Below are 15,114 nucleotides of genomic sequence, written 5' to 3' on the forward strand. Positions count from 1 at the left end.
CGATTAGTTACGCTTAGTTTTTCGTTCACTGATAGAAGATTTACTTGATAGCATTGTATCATACTAAAAGAATGCGACAATAACCAATTGATCATTTTTCAAAATAATTTTGTCCTGCTGCTTTTTTCAAGCGATTCATGTAAGCATTCCCCAATCCAGTTTCTGGATACACTTGTACAAAAATCAAATCTAATCCAAGTGTTGGTTCATCTAATCCTCTTAGACCTGCAAACAATCCTTTAGCCGCCGCTTCTACTGAGTTGTCGTTATACATATAAACAGCTGCAGTATCTGTCCGCACTTGATCCGCAATTTCGGGGCTTGCTATGACACCTGCACGGATCTTCTTATTTTTTGCCCATTGAACTGCAGTTGACCAATCGCCATCTCTGACCATCAGAACACGTGTATCGGGTGAGTAGTGTTTGTATTTCATCCCAGGGGCTTTTGGTGTTTCATTTTCTTTTACAAGATGCTGATCAATAGCAACAGGAGATTCGATGACTGCTTCGATTTGTTCTTTCGTTACTGCACCTGGTCGTAAAATCATAGGCATGGCTGTTGGATCACTTAAATCAAGAACAGTGGATTCTACACCAATTCGCGTAGCTCCATCATCAATAATCCCGGTAATTTTTCCTTGTAGATCATGATATACATGATCTGCAGTCGTTGGACTTGGTTTTCCCGACGTATTTGCACTTGGACCGACAAGCGGAACACCGGAAAGTTCGATTACTTCTAGTGTTTTTTTGTTATCCGGTATACGAAATGCAGCTGTGGATAATCCTCCCGTCACAACTGAGGGCAAAGTGTCTTTTTTGATCTTAAATATCAAAGTTAATGGTCCAGGCCAGAAGTTCTTCACAATCTTCTCTGCTGCCGGATGAAAGTTGTCCACATACTCTTTTACTTGTTCAAAAGAGGCGACATGGACGATTAATGGATTATCTTGCGGTCTCCCTTTTACAGAAAACACTTTCTTGACAGCGTTTGGTAAAAGAGCGTTGGCGCCCAATCCGTATACTGTTTCGGTAGGAAAAGCAACAAGTTCTCCTTCTTTCAGTGCTTCGGCTGCCTCTTGCAATTCTGTTTCATCATATCGTTTCGTTTCCACAGTTTATCCACAACCCCTTTTTCATACATTCTTATTTTGTCTGAGTTTATCCTCAAGTTTTCCACTGTTTGTGGATAATCTATTTGTCAATAGTGGATAAACTTGTTGATAAACCAAAAAGTCGTTTACATCCTTGTCAAATAAGTGTTTTTTTATAATAAAAAAACAAATAAAAAATTTTTCATCCACAACTTCAACCATAAACTTGGATCATTCGTTCATTGCCAAAAAGATCCTTTTTTATCGCCACTTTTTTATCTGGAAATGCTTGCTGAAATATTTTTTTTACTGCTTCACCTTGGCGAAATCCGATTTCTAAAAAAATCTTTCCATTTGATTTTAGTACGCTTGGTGCTTCAACTGCTATTTTTTCATAAATAGCTAATCCATCGTTCTCAGCAAAAAGGGCCATTTTAGGTTCGAATGACCGGACACTTTCATCCATCAGTTCCCATTCATTCCGACTGATGTACGGCGGATTAGAAATAATCACATCAAATTGCTGATCCATTACTGGTCCTAATGTATCTCCATGATAAAAACTGATTTTCGTTCCTTCTTTCTGAGCATTTTCTTTCGCTACTTCTAATGCTTCTTCTGAAAGATCCACAGCAGATATATGCCAATTTTTTCTTGCTGCTTTCAAACTAATAGCAATTGCTCCAGTCCCTGTCCCAATATCTATCACTTCTAACGGTACACCAGGCGTCTCGTCTAAACACCATTCGACTAACTCCTCTGTTTCTGGTCGAGGGATCAGTGTTGCTTCAGTTACCTTTAACCGATGATCATAAAAATCTGCATATCCTAGCAAATACTGAGGTGGATGATCTGCAAGCAGAAGTCGCAGATCGGTTTCGATCAACCGCTGTTCTTCTTCTGAAATCTCTTCGTTCATATGAAGGAGCCAATCAAGTTTTTTCCATTGTTTTCGTTCCAAAAATAAAAATTGGATACTATATGCTTCTTTCCCATGATCCTCTAAAAAAGAAGAAGCCCGTGACAGGACTTCTCGATAGGTCATTTTACCCATTTTGCATAGCTTCCAGTTTTGATGTTTGATCATACATGATCAATGCATCAACGATCTCATCTAATTTCCCTGCTAAAATCTGATCTAATTTTTGGATAGTTAATCCGATACGATGATCAGTCACACGATTTTGCGGGAAATTATACGTCCGGATCCGTTCTGAACGATCCCCAGTTCCGACTGCTGATTTTCGATTGGCATCATACTCGCTTTGTGCTTCTTGCTGGATCTTATCGTACACACGAGCACGCAAGATTTTCATTGCTTTTTCACGGTTCTTGATTTGAGAACGTTCATCTTGCATAGCAACAACGATCCCTGTTGGTAAGTGAGTCAAACGTACAGCAGATGCTGTTTTATTGACGTGCTGTCCGCCAGCACCTGAAGCATGATAGATATCTGTACGGATATCTTTGTCTTCAATATCGATCTCTACTTCTTCAGCTTCTGGCATCACGACAACTGTTGCGGTGGAAGTATGGATACGCCCTTGCGATTCAGTTGAAGGAACACGCTGGACGCGGTGCGCACCACTTTCATATTTTAATTTCGAATATACGTTGTCTCCGGTGATCATCATGATCACTTCTTTATATCCACCGATTCCGGTAACGTTAGCTTCCATCACTTCTGTTTTCCAGCCTTGTGCTTCAGCATACTTTTGGTACATATTGAAAAGATCGCCAGCGAATAATGCTGCTTCGTCTCCGCCTGCTGCTCCACGGATTTCCATGATGATATTTTTATCGTCATTTGGATCTTTTGGTAAAAGCAAGATCTTGATTTTTTCTTCTAAGACTTCTTTTTCTTTTTTTAATTCAGATAATTCTTCTTTTGCTAGTTCAGCCATTTCATCATCCAGTTTTTCACCAAGCAGTTCTTCTGTATCGGTGATTCCTTGTACTACTTCTTTATAACGACGATAAACTTCGACTGTTTCGCGCGTGTTTGCTTCTTCTTTTGAAAGCTGCATAAAACGCTTTGTATCAGAAATCACTTCTGGGTCACTTAAAAGTTCTCCAAGCTCTTCATAACGGTCTTCAATTGCTTGTAATTGATCGTACATGCTTATTCTCCTTCTGTAATCATTGATGGGTGAAAGTAATGTTTTCGACAAACGGGGTAATAAGCTTCATTTCCGCCAATTTGCACTTGATCGCCTTCATAAACAGGGTTTCCATCAATATAATGTAAATTCATGATTGCTTTTTTGTGGCAGAACCAACAGATTGTTTTCATTTCTTCGATTTTGTCTGCATAAAGCAATAAATATTTTGATCCTTCAAATAACTCGTTTCGAAAATCATTTTTCAAACCAAATGCCATAACCGGAATATCCAATTCGTCCACAATTCTCGTAAAAGCAATGACATGTTTCTTTTTTAAGAATTGCGCTTCATCGATCAGCACACAATAGGGTTTGCTTTCCATTTTCTGAATTACGTCAAATACGTCTGTTTCTTCAAATATCGGCATCGCATTACGTTTCAGTCCGATTCGGCTTGAAACAACGCCTAAACCATCTCTTGTATCAATACCGCTTGTCATTAAGACAACTGGCTTATTTTGTTCTTCATAATTATGTGCGACTTTTAGGATCTCGATCGTCTTGCCGCTATTCATTGCGCCATACTTAAAAAATAGTTGTGCCATGCTCTTTTTCACCTTCCAGTTTGTTCCTATGGTATTATACTTGATTTTCAGCATTTTTTACAGTGAGAATTTTCATCAAGCACAGATTAGTATTAAATCTATTGCTCACTTTTGTTCCAATTTTTTGACAAGAACTAAACATGGGTTCCATTCATCCCATAAATTTGGAAAAACTTCCAACCTTGAAAATCCTAATGATTCGTAGAAACAAATAGTTTGATCATATATAGAGTAGTGCCCCTCGTCTACAGTCTTCACTTGCAAATATTTGTAATGTTTTGCTGCGTAACCTTCTGCTTCTTTAAAAAGTTTTGTTCCTAATCCTTGGTGATGATAGTCTTTTTTTATTCCCATACAATAGAATAGATTTCGGCAGTATCTTCACTTGTCTGTGAAAGAGTGATAAAGCCTAAATATTCTTCTTTTCTTTTTTCACACCATAAAGGTAGTTTACTTGATTCCTCGATATATTTTTCCGTTGATTCAGGAAGCCCAAACCACTCAGGCAAGTCTAGTAATATTTCTCGGACACACTTTCCTTTTTCCTCTCTATCTTTTACAAACGATATCGGCATATTCTTTCTAGATTCTCCCTTTTTGAATTGAGTATAGCATGCTTTCTTTCTTTTCACGTGCTATAATAAGTTAAAATTTCAAAGTTTTACGTAAGGAGCTATTTGATGACAAAAAATATTTTTGATTCCATCGCTAACCATTATGATTCCCCTGACCGTCAAGCATTAGCCAAGATTATTCGCGAAGAACTAACTACTTATCTACCGCGCGACAGCCACCAAAAAGTCCTGCTGGATTACGGAGGCGGAACTGGGCTTGTTAGTTTACCGCTTGCGGAAAGATTCAAAGAACTGATCATTGCCGATGCTTCAGAAACTATGCTGAAAATGGCAGAAGAAAAGATCCAAGCAGCAGATCTGAAAAATGTCCGAACGATCCACGCTGATGCTTCTGTCGAATTTCCTGCTGTCCAAGCTAATCTCATCCTTCTATCACTTGTACTTTTACACATTCCTGATACGGAGAATATTCTTACAAAACTTTATGAAATTTTAGCTCCTGGCGGTCAATTGATCATCGTAGACTTTGACAAGAATGAACAAATTAGTCATCCGAAAGTCCATAATGGCTTTAGCCAAGAAGAATTGAATAATCGATTGGAAAAAACGGGCTTTGTCTCTGCTACTAGTCATACCTTCCATCGTGGGGAAAAGCTATTTATGAACAAAAACGCTTCGCTTTTCTTATCCATCAGCCAAAAAGCTTAAAATGAGATTGCAAAAAAAGTGAGCAACTCCAAGAAATAAGAAGGAATTTTCGGAAAAAGAAGCTGTGACAAAAAACATGTCACAGCTTCTTTTTATTTTTTCATCACATGATTTTAATTTCTGAAAGAGGCCAATAACGGAAAACAACTTTTCCTTGGATCATATCTTTGTCGACTAACCCAAACATTCGGCTGTCTTTTGAAATCAAGCGGTTATCGCCTAGAACAAGATACTTTCCTTTTGGCACAGTATATTCAAAGTCACTCGTAAAGGTGGATGAACTTTCTGCTTGTGCTTGGAATCCTGAGCTATAAGCATATTCTCCTTGTAACTTATCTTCTGAAAATTCTTTTTTGAACTCATCCAGATAAGGTTCATCATACTTTTTGCCATTAATGGTCAACTGGTCATTTTCCATCTTGACTGTATCTCCAGGCATACCGATGATCCGTTTAACAATCATCCGTTCTTCATCCCCCGGTTCCTTTGTAGTAATAATATCCATTCGTTCATAGTTTGAGATCTTAGATGAAATCAATCGTTGTCCATCACTTAATGTAGGGTCCATCGAATGCCCGTTTACAGTAACTGGTGTAAACACGTACACTCTAGCTAATAAAATAGCCGCTAATACAAGGATCAAAATCCCCCAATTTTTCAAAAATTCTTTCACAGCTTACCTCCTACTTGTATTTTCCTCGTTATTTATTACGTTTTTTCACAATACTTCGTTGTACTTTCTTTATTCTACAATGTTTATAAATGAAAGGAAAGAATAAGTGATGTGTTCGTCTTATCTTTCTCGTTATATAAAAAAGGAACGTGACAAAAGACGTGTCACATCCCCCTTATTCCGAATAAACGTTTTTATCGCAACCACTGATACACGGCGTTTCATCACATTATGAATGTCTTCTTCTTTGGCTACGACTATAAACCACTGGTTCTTCCTGCGACTGTGCCTTTTTTGCAATCAATTTCAGACGATAAGGCTCATGATAGCGTAACCCGTCTTTGACAAAATCACCGCCGACGATGAACAATCCGACAGGTTCCAATGTGTCTTCTGTTGAGTCAAGTCGAATGGTCCCTACTTTTTCCATGTCCGAGTAGCTTCGTCCAATATTTAGAACATACTCTTTCTCTCCTGTTTTCTTGACATAGTAATAAGGATACAATGTATTTCTATCGACCAGAAATCCATCCATGCGACCGAGTTCATTTGTTTTGATCTCACCATTTCCAATCAAATACCGCATATTCTCGGCTAATTTCAATTGATAATCTTCGTCATAAGAAACCATGACCTCTTGTGTATTCACTTTATCGATCGAATTTCCATTATCTATCGATTCTTCTGTCTGGATGTTGAACGCTTCATCAGGTAAATACTTCACAAAAAGCTGAGTGACATCGGCTTTCGTGTTTTTATCTAAAAAGTAATAAAATACATTTAAAACAGTAAAATAAACAAGCACTAGAAATGCAAGTCCATATAAGAAAAATTGAAGATAGTTTTGGTTTTGCCAAAGTCCATAAACAATTCTCAATAAATAAAGCGTGGGAATCACACTTAAAATCGTATATCCACGGTTAAGATATTTAGGACTGATGTCTAAATAGCCAAGGAATTTATGCACCCCGTTGATAAGGTCTAGTAAAAATGTCATTGAGAATCACCTGCTTGCTGGTTATACGTTTGGGTATTTCCTGAATCTTGGTTTTGCTGTGCTGTACGTGCTGCATCATCATTTTGCGTGTTATCATCTACAGTCGTACTGCTTGGTATCGTTTCGGAGCTAGCACTTGTATCCGGACTTGTACTTGGATTGGTTGAATCCGATGGAGTGCCATCTGGTACCGTATTACTTGTTTCGCTTGAGCTGTCAGTTGTATATGTCTCATCATACGACGAACTAGTTGTTGTATCGTCCCATGTACTTGTCGTAGTGGTTTCATTCAAACTTTCCGTTGTTGTTGGTTCAGATGTCGAGACTGAAGTAGTTGGTGTTGTTTCTTCTACAGTACTAGAACTTGAACTTGGTGCACGGTAGCTGGAACTATTCACAATACCTGTAGTAGTCGCGACAATCGTCGAGATTGTTAATACAGCGATTGGCTTCAAAATAGGTGCTACTTTTCGCATCTTATCTCTTCCTTCATTGAAATTTATTCTTGTTTCCTTACTTTACTACGGACAAATTATACAGTCTACCTTATTTCTACCATAAATTCTTTATTTTTTTCTTACGTTTTTCCGAAAGATTTCTTTAATTTTCCTCAAAAACTACGGTTGATGTTTTTAAGTAAGCTTTTGCTTCCCGATTGATTTCTTTCAGATCGCATCCTTGCTGCTTGGCAGCGAACACGCAACCACAATAACATTGGCGATAAATATCATACTCTTTGCACATTTGCAAAGAGCGTTCATAGCCTTTGTTTTTCTTGAAATCACTTGGCAAGTATTGTGTCCCGTAAATCTTTTGGATATCCATTCCGATCTGATTGATCAAAGCTGCATTTTTCTTTGGCGAGATGGTCAGGGCACTTCCAAAGTAATCGTATCCTAGTTCTTGCGCTTTTTGCGCAACAAGATCTAATCGCATATTGAAGCATGCACTGCAGCGAGCACCACCTTCTTTTTCGTTTTCAAGATGGTTTGTTAAAACCATTTTGGTGAATTCATTTGGACGGTATTCATCAACGATTAGCGCAACATGATGGTCAGTTTTCTCATTAAATTGGTCTACAAATCGTTTTTGTTCATGTAATCTTCGCAAATACTCACTTTTAGGATGAATATTCGAATTTGAAAAAAATAACGTGATCTCTGCATATTGAGACATGAATTCCAATGTGTGCGTACTGCAAGGAGCACAGCATGTATGTATTAATATCTTAGGCTTTACTTCTTCTTTCTCCCATTGCATGATCATTTTTTTCAGAACTGTATCATAATTTATTTTTTGATTTTTCATTTTTTCTACGATTTGTTGAGCATTAATCAATTTGTTATTCCTCCTCCTTCTTTTTTCTAGGATTTTCCTTATTATAAGCCATTTCTATTTTAATCGAAAGCTGTATTGTTATCTGTTTGATAATTTCTTTGAGTATTCCTAATTCCCCTTGTATACTGGTAGAAACGACTATTGTCAGGAGGATAGTACTGTGCATGTTGATTTATTCTTTCGAAGGCTGCAGCGGCGAGGACAGAAGTTTGCTGCCAATCATTTCTCATCGATCCAAATCATCGTTTTTTATTATATATTGATGACGGTCTTATCACTCGTTCTATTTTATATGCCGATTTTTCGCGAACCAGATAGCCATGTTTCTTTTGTGGACATGCTGTTCATGGCAATCAGTACAGTGAGTGTGACTGGACTATCGACTTTTGATATCAATTCTGTGTTCAATGATAACGGTATTATACTGCTGGAAATATTATTTCAAGTTGGTGGTTTGGGGATCATGATGATTTCTACTGCTTTTGTCATTTTTTCTAAACGACGGATCACACTGAAACAGCGACAGCTGATCATGACGGATATGAATCAACCGCGTTTGTCTGGTATCGTCCGACTGATTCGGATCACTTTTGCTATTTTAATCTGGTTTCAATTACTTTTTGGGACATTCTTTTCTATTTATTTTTATTACAGAGGCTATTTTGATCGTTGGCGTGATGCCGTTTTTTACGGTTTTTATCAGGCGATATCGGCTGTCACGAACTCTGGGTTTGACGTCACTGGGGATTCCATCAAGCCCTTTGCACATGACTATTTTTTCTTGATCCTGATCATGTTTTTGATTTTTGTCGGAGGAATTGGTTTTCCTGTATTGATGGAGTGCCGGGAATGGCTATTATACAAACGTTCCAATGCGAAGCTTCCGTTTCGTTTTTCCTTGTTTACCAAATTAGCTGTGTTAGCTTTTGTTATCTTGTTTGTTTCGGGAACTGTCTTGATTTATCTATTGGAAAAGGACCATTTATTCCAAGATTCCAATATGAGTGTCAAATGGATCAATTCGATGTTTTATTCGATTACGACTCGTAATGCTGGTCTGCAGATTCACGATTTGGGTGATTTTCAAATCACAACACTGATCATTTTTTCTTTACTGATGTTTATCGGATGCAGTCCTAGTTCTGTAGGCGGCGGGATTCGAACAACTACTGTAGCAATCATCGGTTTGTATCTATATTCCTTCCTCAAAAGTGAAGATAACATCAATATTTTTGGACGGAGAATCGATCAAGATGATGTGCGAAAATCAGTCGTTGTCTTTATGCTTTCTCTTGGTATGTGTTTCTTTTGTATCGTTTTTTTATCTGCTACAGAAGAACAAACGCTGATCTCGATCATCATCGAAGTAACTTCTGCGTTTGGAACAACTGGTTTATCTTTAGGGATTACCGGAGACTTGTCTGTTGTGGGCAAAATCACGATTGCTACACTGATGTTTATTGGGCGGATCGGAATGCTATATACATTGATGTTATTCGTGCCAAAAGAAACACGAGATCTAGGCTATGAATATCCAAGCGAGAAAATTATTATCGGTTAAAATGGGAATATAGGTAAGAGGGAATAATAAAATCACAGCAGCTTGAAACAATCATTTTGTTTCAAGCTGTTTTTTTGTTAAATCATGCGATTTTGTCCGATTTCATGCACTTTCAGCCGTAACCTTTTCTTAAGAATAAGAAAAGCAATTTAACCTTTTTTTCAACATATGGTATGATTAGTTGAATTTATTCGTCAGCAAATCGTTTTTGGAGGTTACATAATGGGAATACGCAGTCATTTTGCGATTGCAGTTGGAAAAACGTCGCAATGGGCATTAAAAACTTTTTTTAAAGGCGGATCAAGTTTACCAGGTAAACTAGCGCTGAAAGTCGATCCACATATACTAGATAGTTTGGCAAAAGACTACCAAGTCGTCGTTGTCACCGGAACAAACGGTAAAACATTGACTACCGCTTTAACAGTCAATATTTTGCGCCAGCAATTCGATGAAGTTCTAACCAACCCTACTGGTGCGAATATGGTACAGGGAATTGTATCGACTTTCTTGCAGGCAAAACCAAAAAAAGGACAGAAAAAGTTTGCTGTCCTAGAAATAGATGAAGCAAGTTTGAGCAAAGTCACAGAATATATGAAACCAGAACTGTTCTTATTTACAAATATTTTCCGTGATCAAATGGATCGGTATGGAGAAATCTATACGACCTATAAAATGATTGTAGACGGTGCCGCAAAGTCACCAAATGCAACGATTATCAGTAACGGTGATTCACCAATCTTCAATTCTATCGAAACAGTCAATCCTAGAAAATATTATGGCTTTGACCATGAAGAAGATCGTGAACAAATGGCTCATTACAATACAGACGGTGTCTTATGTCCAAATTGTCATCACATCTTGCATTATAAAATGATCACTTATGCAAACTTAGGGAAATATTACTGTCCAAATTGTGACTTCAAACGTCCTGAATTGGATTATCGATTAACTGATATGGTACGGATGGACAATGTGTCAGCAGATTTCGTGATCGATGGTCATGAATACGGAATCGAAGTTGGCGGTATGTATAATGTCTACAATGCTTTAGCAGCTACTGCAGTGGCAGAGTACTTCAATGTCGATCCTGATAAAATCAAACAAGGTTTAGGATATGACGAGAAAGTATTCGGCCGACAAGAAGTCATCAATATCAATGGGAAAAAATGTACATTAGTACTTGTCAAAAATCCTGTAGGTATCAATCAAGTAATCGATATGATTGGTCTAGCTCCTTATCCATTTTCTTTAGTGGCTTTATTAAATGCCAATTACGCAGACGGAATCGATGTCAGCTGGATTTGGGATGGTAATTTTGAAAACTTTGCCGATATGGATATCCCAGCTGTTATTTCTGGAGGAGACCGTCATACAGATATGACTTTACGTCTAAAAGTTGCCGGGATTCCAGAAAATAAATTGACAGAAACAAAAGAATTACCAGAAGTAATCGAAAAAATCAAAGAATTGCCAACTGAGCATGTCTATATTTTAGCTACTTACACTGCTGTATTGCAGCTTCGTAAAGAACTAGCTGCTCAAGGATTTATCAAAGGAGGAATGAACCGTGGCTAATTATGAACTCAATATCGCCCACCTTTATGGAAATTTGATGAACACATATGGTGATAACGGAAACCTTTTGATGTTGAAATATATAGCAGAAAAAATGGGGGTTTCTTGCCATACGGAGATCGTTAGTATACATGAACCTTTTGATGCTGATAAATATGACTTGGTTTTCTTTGGCGGTGGTCAAGACTTTGAGCAATTAATCATTTCAAAAGACATCCAGAAAAAGAAAGATTCTTTGATCAACTATATCGAAAATGATGGCGTCATGTTAGCCATTTGTGGTGGCTACCAATTGCTAGGTCACTACTACATGGGAGCTAATGGAGAAAAGATCCAAGGAATCAGTGCACTGGATCACTACACGTTAAGTCAGGAAAATAACCGGTTTATCGGTGATATCGTTATCCATAACGAAGAATTCAATGAAACTTATTATGGATTTGAAAACCACAATGGTCGGACTTTCTTAGGTGAAGGTGAACGACCTTTGGGGAAAGTGGTACAAGGTCAAGGAAATAATGGTGAAGACCAATCTGAAGGTGTCATTTACCGAAATGTCTTCGGTTCTTATTTCCATGGACCTATCCTTGCAAGAAATGAGAACCTGGCAGCTCGTTTGATCCGCCTAGCTTTAGAACAACGTTACGGTAAAGAATTGGATCTGCCCTATCTTGAAGGACAAACAGCCTAGTTATTCGAAAAAGGGGAATGTGACAAAAATGGCTCTTTGTCAATAAGGACTGATGAGTTGTGCAAAATCAAATCTGAGTCAGAATGAACCACATTCTGGCTCAGATTTTTTGTTATCTTACATTGATTAATTGATTGATCAAAAAGATTCTAATTCTCATGTTCTCAAATGATTTAAATCCGTAGGATACTCGTTTCATTGTCTTTATGTGGGTATTCTTCGCTTCTATTTTTCCATTGGAATAAGGATAGATCATTGCGTTGGTGATGCCTTCTTCATAGGTCAGAAGGTTTTGAAGCTTTTCCCGAAAGCTGTCATCTAACGTTTCGGGAAGTTCTGCCAATAAGGAGAAAAATAAGTCAGGGTCTTTGTCTCGAAAGGCTTCAACTAATTCATGAAAAAAGGGATACGCCTCCTTTAGGGGCGGAGAAAACTCAAGCAATCGATCAATCATCATTGCTTCAGTAAGAAATGGGTATTTTGGTGCTCGGAAACTTTTCCATGTTTTGTATTCATAATGGTTGATGTTTGCACGATTTTTTAGCAAAAAGCGCCAGTTCTTTTTCAGTTTTTCTGCCTGGCTTTTCTGTCCGGCTTTACGAAGTTCATTCATTTCACGGATACGCAACTCATTGAACGCTTGATTCATGTGTTTGACAATATGAAACCGATCAATCACGACTTTCGCATTTGGCAGAACACGTTTGGTGAGCTGGAAGTAGGCGGCGTTCATGTCTGTCACCAAGAATTCTACTTCTTCTGGATTGGTACAACCTAAGAAATAGCTTGTTAATCGAGGTAATTTACGCGTAGGCAAAACATCTATTAATTTTCCTGTTTCGCCATCCGCGCAAATAAAGCTCATCTTATCTTCTATGGAAGCATGCGAACGAAATTCGTCAACCATCAATACTCTGGGGAGGATCTTCTTAGATTGCTTTGGTAAATAGCTTTTAAACTCTTTCAATGTACGAATAACGGTGGTCAAAGATACCTGACAGCTTTTCGCAATAAAAGATAAAGATACTTTTTCAGTCAGTAAAGAAGCAATTTTATATCTAACATGATTTGCGATTGAATGTCTGGGTTGGACAAAATAACTTTGAGCCGTCCAATGGGTGCGACAGTTTTTACAGGTATAGCGTTGCTTTTTTAGGCGCATAACCAAAGGCATATGATTGTATTGTTCAAAACGGACAATCGTTTCCTTTTTTCCATTTTTCACTATAATTGCTTTCCCGTTTCCATCTACCACAGTAGAACCACAACTTCTACAAGCACGAGGAGTAGGCGAGAGAACAGCATCGACGACCAACGTCTTTTTCTTCTGAAGGGTCTCGTAAGAGACCTCTGTAATCATCAAATCTTTCTCTGTTATTCTCAGCATTTTTTTGATAGAATCATTCATATAGCGTATCGTCCTCTCAGTTGTTTATTTTGTGGTGATTTAATCATACTAGAGAACGATATGTTTTTTAATACCTAAAATGAAAATGGGGCTGAAGAATCAATTCTGATTCATCAGTCCCATAAATTATAGAGCCACAAAAATTTCGTCACATTCCCCTTTTTCGTATCCTATTTTAAGCGACTTGCTTGGCATAACGGTTCACGTTTTGCTTGATATTCCCGATTGTTTTCGGATCATTGATTCCTGTGACTTCTTGAATCAATTGTTCCAAGTTTTCATGGATCTTCATTTCATGCAATTGACGGCTTTGTTCATCTTCAGGATCATAGTAATTAAAAATAATCCCCATTGTTGCCGTCAAATGTGGGCAAGTCAAGTTATGTTCTTGTAGTTCTCTCACTGGACGTGTAAATCTTTCTTGATAACCTAACTTACGTAATGGTGTCCGAGCGACACGTGTGATCGCATCAGAGATATTTTTGTTTTGGAAGCGATGAATGATTTTTTCAATATACGCATGATGCTGCTCTGCATCAAACCCCCATTTGGCAATCAGCAAACTTCCTGTTTCCTGCAAAACTGATTTTAATTGTGCCACAACTAACGCATCTTGCATTGCTTCATCAATGGTCTGGTAACCTAACAAGGCACCTGTATAAGCGACAGTCGCATGACCAGTATTGACACTAAATAGTTTGCGTTCGATATATGGTTCTAGATCATCTACATATAAAACCCCTTTTAATTGGATTTTTTTATTTTTTCTTTGGCTATCGTCAATGACCCATTCTTTGAAAGGTTCCACTTGGACGAATAAAGGATCTTCATGGTGTTGTAATGGGACGATTCGATCGACTGCTGCATTTGGAAAGCCGATATATTTGTCAGTAAATGATGTTTCCGGAAGATATTTATACACTTCTTTTTCTAGAAATGCTGAACCGCCAATCATATTTTCACAGGCAATGATATCTAAAGATGTTGTGCTTCCTTCCTTTTCTCTTTCTTGGATACCTTTTGCAATCAACTCAGCAATAAAAGGTAAGATATTCGGGCCAATGGCGGTAGTAACTAAATCTGCTTCAGCGATTTCTTGGATTACTTTTTCTGGATTTGTTTGATTGTTGATTCCTTTGACATTTTTTACAGTGATTTTTTCTTTTGATTCATCTGCTAATTCGATTTCGTATTCTTTTCTTTCATTTAAAGCATCAATGATCGTGTGATTCACATCTACGAAAGTAATCTCAAATCCATTAGCTGCCAAAACCTCTCCAATAAATCCTCGACCGATATTTCCTGCACCAAAATGTACTGCTCTCATTTTTCTCTCTCCTTAAGCAATTGCTAGATTTTCCGTTACTTCTTCTTTGCTGAGCGCGTCTGCTAGCTGGACAACATTGTCCATATCACTGCAATAAAGTGCGATTTGCTGTACAAGTTGCAAATGCTCATCTCCGACTCCTGCAATACCGAACAAAACAGTCGCAATCTTTTCTTCTTCTTCGGTACCAAAATCTACACCATCTGGTACTTGAACGACACAGATGCCGGATTTTTTCACATATTTTTTTGCTTCATCTGTTCCATGAGGAATCGCGATAAAATTCCCCATATAAACAGATAACATTTTGTCTCTATCTACCATGGCATCGATATATTCCTCATCAACGCACCCTGCTTCTACAAGCATCTGACCGCAATAGCGGATCGCTTCTTCTTTGGTTTTAAAAGATCGATTGAGCTCGATCATGTCGAATGGCAAACTTTGCATGCTGTTTT

The 15,114-nt window shown here is 37.9% G+C and carries 18 protein-coding genes; 4 read left to right on the forward strand and 14 right to left on the reverse strand.

Features of this window, described 5'->3' with window-relative positions:
• Positions 1-91: 91 nt before the first annotated feature.
• The 7 genes from ACIFUW_RS11240 to ACIFUW_RS11270 form a co-directional block, all read right to left on the reverse strand.
• The gene (locus tag ACIFUW_RS11240) at positions 92-1,117 is read right to left on the reverse strand and encodes an L-threonylcarbamoyladenylate synthase (RefSeq protein ID WP_002294101.1); all 1,026 of its coding nucleotides are present in this window, start codon (positions 1,115-1,117) and stop codon (positions 92-94) included.
• 21 nt (positions 1,118-1,138) lie between these two features.
• Positions 1,139-1,318, reverse strand: a complete 180-nt coding sequence (locus ACIFUW_RS11245) for a hypothetical protein (RefSeq protein WP_002300130.1) — start codon at positions 1,316-1,318, stop codon at positions 1,139-1,141.
• Positions 1,311-2,150, reverse strand: a complete 840-nt coding sequence (gene prmC / locus ACIFUW_RS11250; protein WP_002303629.1) for a peptide chain release factor N(5)-glutamine methyltransferase — start codon at positions 2,148-2,150, stop codon at positions 1,311-1,313. Before prmC ends, ACIFUW_RS11245 begins: the two co-directional genes overlap by 8 nt.
• Entirely contained in the window at positions 2,143-3,216 is a 1,074-nt protein-coding gene (gene prfA / locus ACIFUW_RS11255) for a peptide chain release factor 1 (RefSeq protein ID WP_002289676.1), read from the reverse strand. Before prfA ends, prmC begins: the two co-directional genes overlap by 8 nt.
• A 2-nt stretch (positions 3,217-3,218) precedes the next feature.
• Positions 3,219-3,803: a thymidine kinase gene (locus tag ACIFUW_RS11260; protein ID WP_002289675.1), complete on the reverse strand. Its 585-nt coding sequence runs from the start codon at positions 3,801-3,803 to the stop codon at positions 3,219-3,221.
• A gap of 105 nt (positions 3,804-3,908) precedes the next feature.
• Positions 3,909-4,157, reverse strand: coding sequence for a GNAT family N-acetyltransferase (locus ACIFUW_RS11265; RefSeq protein WP_002289674.1), 249 nt, complete (start codon positions 4,155-4,157; stop codon positions 3,909-3,911).
• Positions 4,148-4,378, reverse strand: a complete 231-nt coding sequence (locus ACIFUW_RS11270; protein ID WP_002294104.1) for a hypothetical protein — start codon at positions 4,376-4,378, stop codon at positions 4,148-4,150. The genes ACIFUW_RS11265 and ACIFUW_RS11270 overlap by 10 nt, the downstream gene beginning before the upstream one ends.
• Positions 4,379-4,483: 105 nt before the next feature.
• On the opposite strand from ACIFUW_RS11270, the gene ACIFUW_RS11275 reads away from it, so the two are divergent.
• A complete protein-coding gene (locus tag ACIFUW_RS11275) occupies positions 4,484-5,086 on the forward strand; it encodes a class I SAM-dependent methyltransferase (protein ID WP_002289673.1) in 603 nt (200 codons plus the stop codon).
• A 103-nt stretch (positions 5,087-5,189) separates the two neighbouring features.
• Here the strand turns inward: ACIFUW_RS11275 and lepB are convergent, their stop codons facing one another.
• From lepB to ACIFUW_RS11295, 4 genes are all read right to left on the reverse strand, one after another.
• The gene (gene lepB / locus ACIFUW_RS11280) at positions 5,190-5,759 is read right to left on the reverse strand and encodes a signal peptidase I (protein WP_002294105.1); all 570 of its coding nucleotides are present in this window, start codon (positions 5,757-5,759) and stop codon (positions 5,190-5,192) included.
• 229 nt (positions 5,760-5,988) lie between these two features.
• Complete coding sequence (locus ACIFUW_RS11285; protein ID WP_002302142.1) at positions 5,989-6,756, reverse strand: DUF6681 family protein; 768 nt, start codon at positions 6,754-6,756, stop codon at positions 5,989-5,991.
• Positions 6,753-7,232 carry a hypothetical protein gene (locus tag ACIFUW_RS11290; protein ID WP_002294107.1) on the reverse strand — a complete coding sequence of 160 codons (480 nt, stop codon included), beginning with the start codon at positions 7,230-7,232 and terminating at the stop codon, positions 6,753-6,755. Before ACIFUW_RS11290 ends, ACIFUW_RS11285 begins: the two co-directional genes overlap by 4 nt.
• 124 nt (positions 7,233-7,356) lie before the next feature.
• Positions 7,357-8,094, reverse strand: a complete 738-nt coding sequence (locus tag ACIFUW_RS11295; protein WP_002287242.1) for an epoxyqueuosine reductase QueH — start codon at positions 8,092-8,094, stop codon at positions 7,357-7,359.
• Between the two features lie 160 nt (positions 8,095-8,254).
• Between ACIFUW_RS11295 and ACIFUW_RS11300 the strand changes: the two genes are divergently transcribed.
• From ACIFUW_RS11300 to ACIFUW_RS11310, 3 genes are all read left to right on the forward strand, one after another.
• Entirely contained in the window at positions 8,255-9,655 is a 1,401-nt protein-coding gene (locus tag ACIFUW_RS11300; protein WP_002287243.1) for a TrkH family potassium uptake protein, read from the forward strand.
• 222 nt (positions 9,656-9,877) lie between these two features.
• Positions 9,878-11,230, forward strand: coding sequence for a Mur ligase family protein (locus tag ACIFUW_RS11305; RefSeq protein ID WP_002287244.1), 1,353 nt, complete (start codon positions 9,878-9,880; stop codon positions 11,228-11,230).
• Positions 11,223-11,921, forward strand: a complete 699-nt coding sequence (locus tag ACIFUW_RS11310; protein ID WP_002287245.1) for a type 1 glutamine amidotransferase — start codon at positions 11,223-11,225, stop codon at positions 11,919-11,921. The genes ACIFUW_RS11305 and ACIFUW_RS11310 overlap by 8 nt, the downstream gene beginning before the upstream one ends.
• 112 nt (positions 11,922-12,033) lie before the next feature.
• On the opposite strand, the gene ACIFUW_RS11315 is transcribed toward ACIFUW_RS11310, so the two are convergent.
• The 3 genes from ACIFUW_RS11315 to ACIFUW_RS11325 form a co-directional block, all read right to left on the reverse strand.
• Positions 12,034-13,329 (reverse strand): ISL3-like element ISEfa11 family transposase, encoded by a 1,296-nt coding sequence (locus tag ACIFUW_RS11315; RefSeq protein ID WP_002297218.1) that lies wholly within the window; start codon positions 13,327-13,329, stop codon positions 12,034-12,036.
• Between the two features lie 175 nt (positions 13,330-13,504).
• Positions 13,505-14,656 carry a mannitol-1-phosphate 5-dehydrogenase gene (locus ACIFUW_RS11320; RefSeq protein WP_002287246.1) on the reverse strand — a complete coding sequence of 384 codons (1,152 nt, stop codon included), beginning with the start codon at positions 14,654-14,656 and terminating at the stop codon, positions 13,505-13,507.
• 12 nt (positions 14,657-14,668) lie between these two features.
• Entirely contained in the window at positions 14,669-15,106 is a 438-nt protein-coding gene (locus tag ACIFUW_RS11325) for a PTS sugar transporter subunit IIA (RefSeq protein WP_002287247.1), read from the reverse strand.
• Between the last annotated feature and the right edge of the window lie 8 nt (positions 15,107-15,114).

This window comes from Enterococcus sp. PLH-Efm8, from assembly GCF_053011625.1.

Excerpts from the sequence above, each read along its gene's own strand:
- ACIFUW_RS11270 (WP_002294104.1), bottom strand. The coding sequence starts at position 4,378 with ATGCCGATATCGTTTGTAAAAGATAGAGAGGAAAAAGGAAAGTGTGTC.
- ACIFUW_RS11275 (WP_002289673.1), top strand. The coding sequence starts at position 4,484 with ATGACAAAAAATATTTTTGATTCCATCGCTAACCATTATGATTCCCCT.
- ACIFUW_RS11305 (WP_002287244.1), top strand. The coding sequence starts at position 9,878 with ATGGGAATACGCAGTCATTTTGCGATTGCAGTTGGAAAAACGTCGCAA.
- ACIFUW_RS11260 (WP_002289675.1), bottom strand. The coding sequence starts at position 3,803 with ATGGCACAACTATTTTTTAAGTATGGCGCAATGAATAGCGGCAAGACG.
- ACIFUW_RS11290 (WP_002294107.1), bottom strand. The coding sequence starts at position 7,232 with ATGCGAAAAGTAGCACCTATTTTGAAGCCAATCGCTGTATTAACAATC.
- prfA (WP_002289676.1), bottom strand. The coding sequence starts at position 3,216 with ATGTACGATCAATTACAAGCAATTGAAGACCGTTATGAAGAGCTTGGA.
- prmC (WP_002303629.1), bottom strand. The coding sequence starts at position 2,150 with ATGGGTAAAATGACCTATCGAGAAGTCCTGTCACGGGCTTCTTCTTTT.
- ACIFUW_RS11320 (WP_002287246.1), bottom strand. The coding sequence starts at position 14,656 with ATGAGAGCAGTACATTTTGGTGCAGGAAATATCGGTCGAGGATTTATT.
- ACIFUW_RS11325 (WP_002287247.1), bottom strand. The coding sequence starts at position 15,106 with ATGCAAAGTTTGCCATTCGACATGATCGAGCTCAATCGATCTTTTAAA.
- ACIFUW_RS11245 (WP_002300130.1), bottom strand. The coding sequence starts at position 1,318 with ATGGTTGAAGTTGTGGATGAAAAATTTTTTATTTGTTTTTTTATTATA.
- ACIFUW_RS11285 (WP_002302142.1), bottom strand. The coding sequence starts at position 6,756 with ATGACATTTTTACTAGACCTTATCAACGGGGTGCATAAATTCCTTGGC.
- ACIFUW_RS11315 (WP_002297218.1), bottom strand. The coding sequence starts at position 13,329 with ATGAATGATTCTATCAAAAAAATGCTGAGAATAACAGAGAAAGATTTG.
- ACIFUW_RS11265 (WP_002289674.1), bottom strand. The coding sequence starts at position 4,157 with ATGGGAATAAAAAAAGACTATCATCACCAAGGATTAGGAACAAAACTT.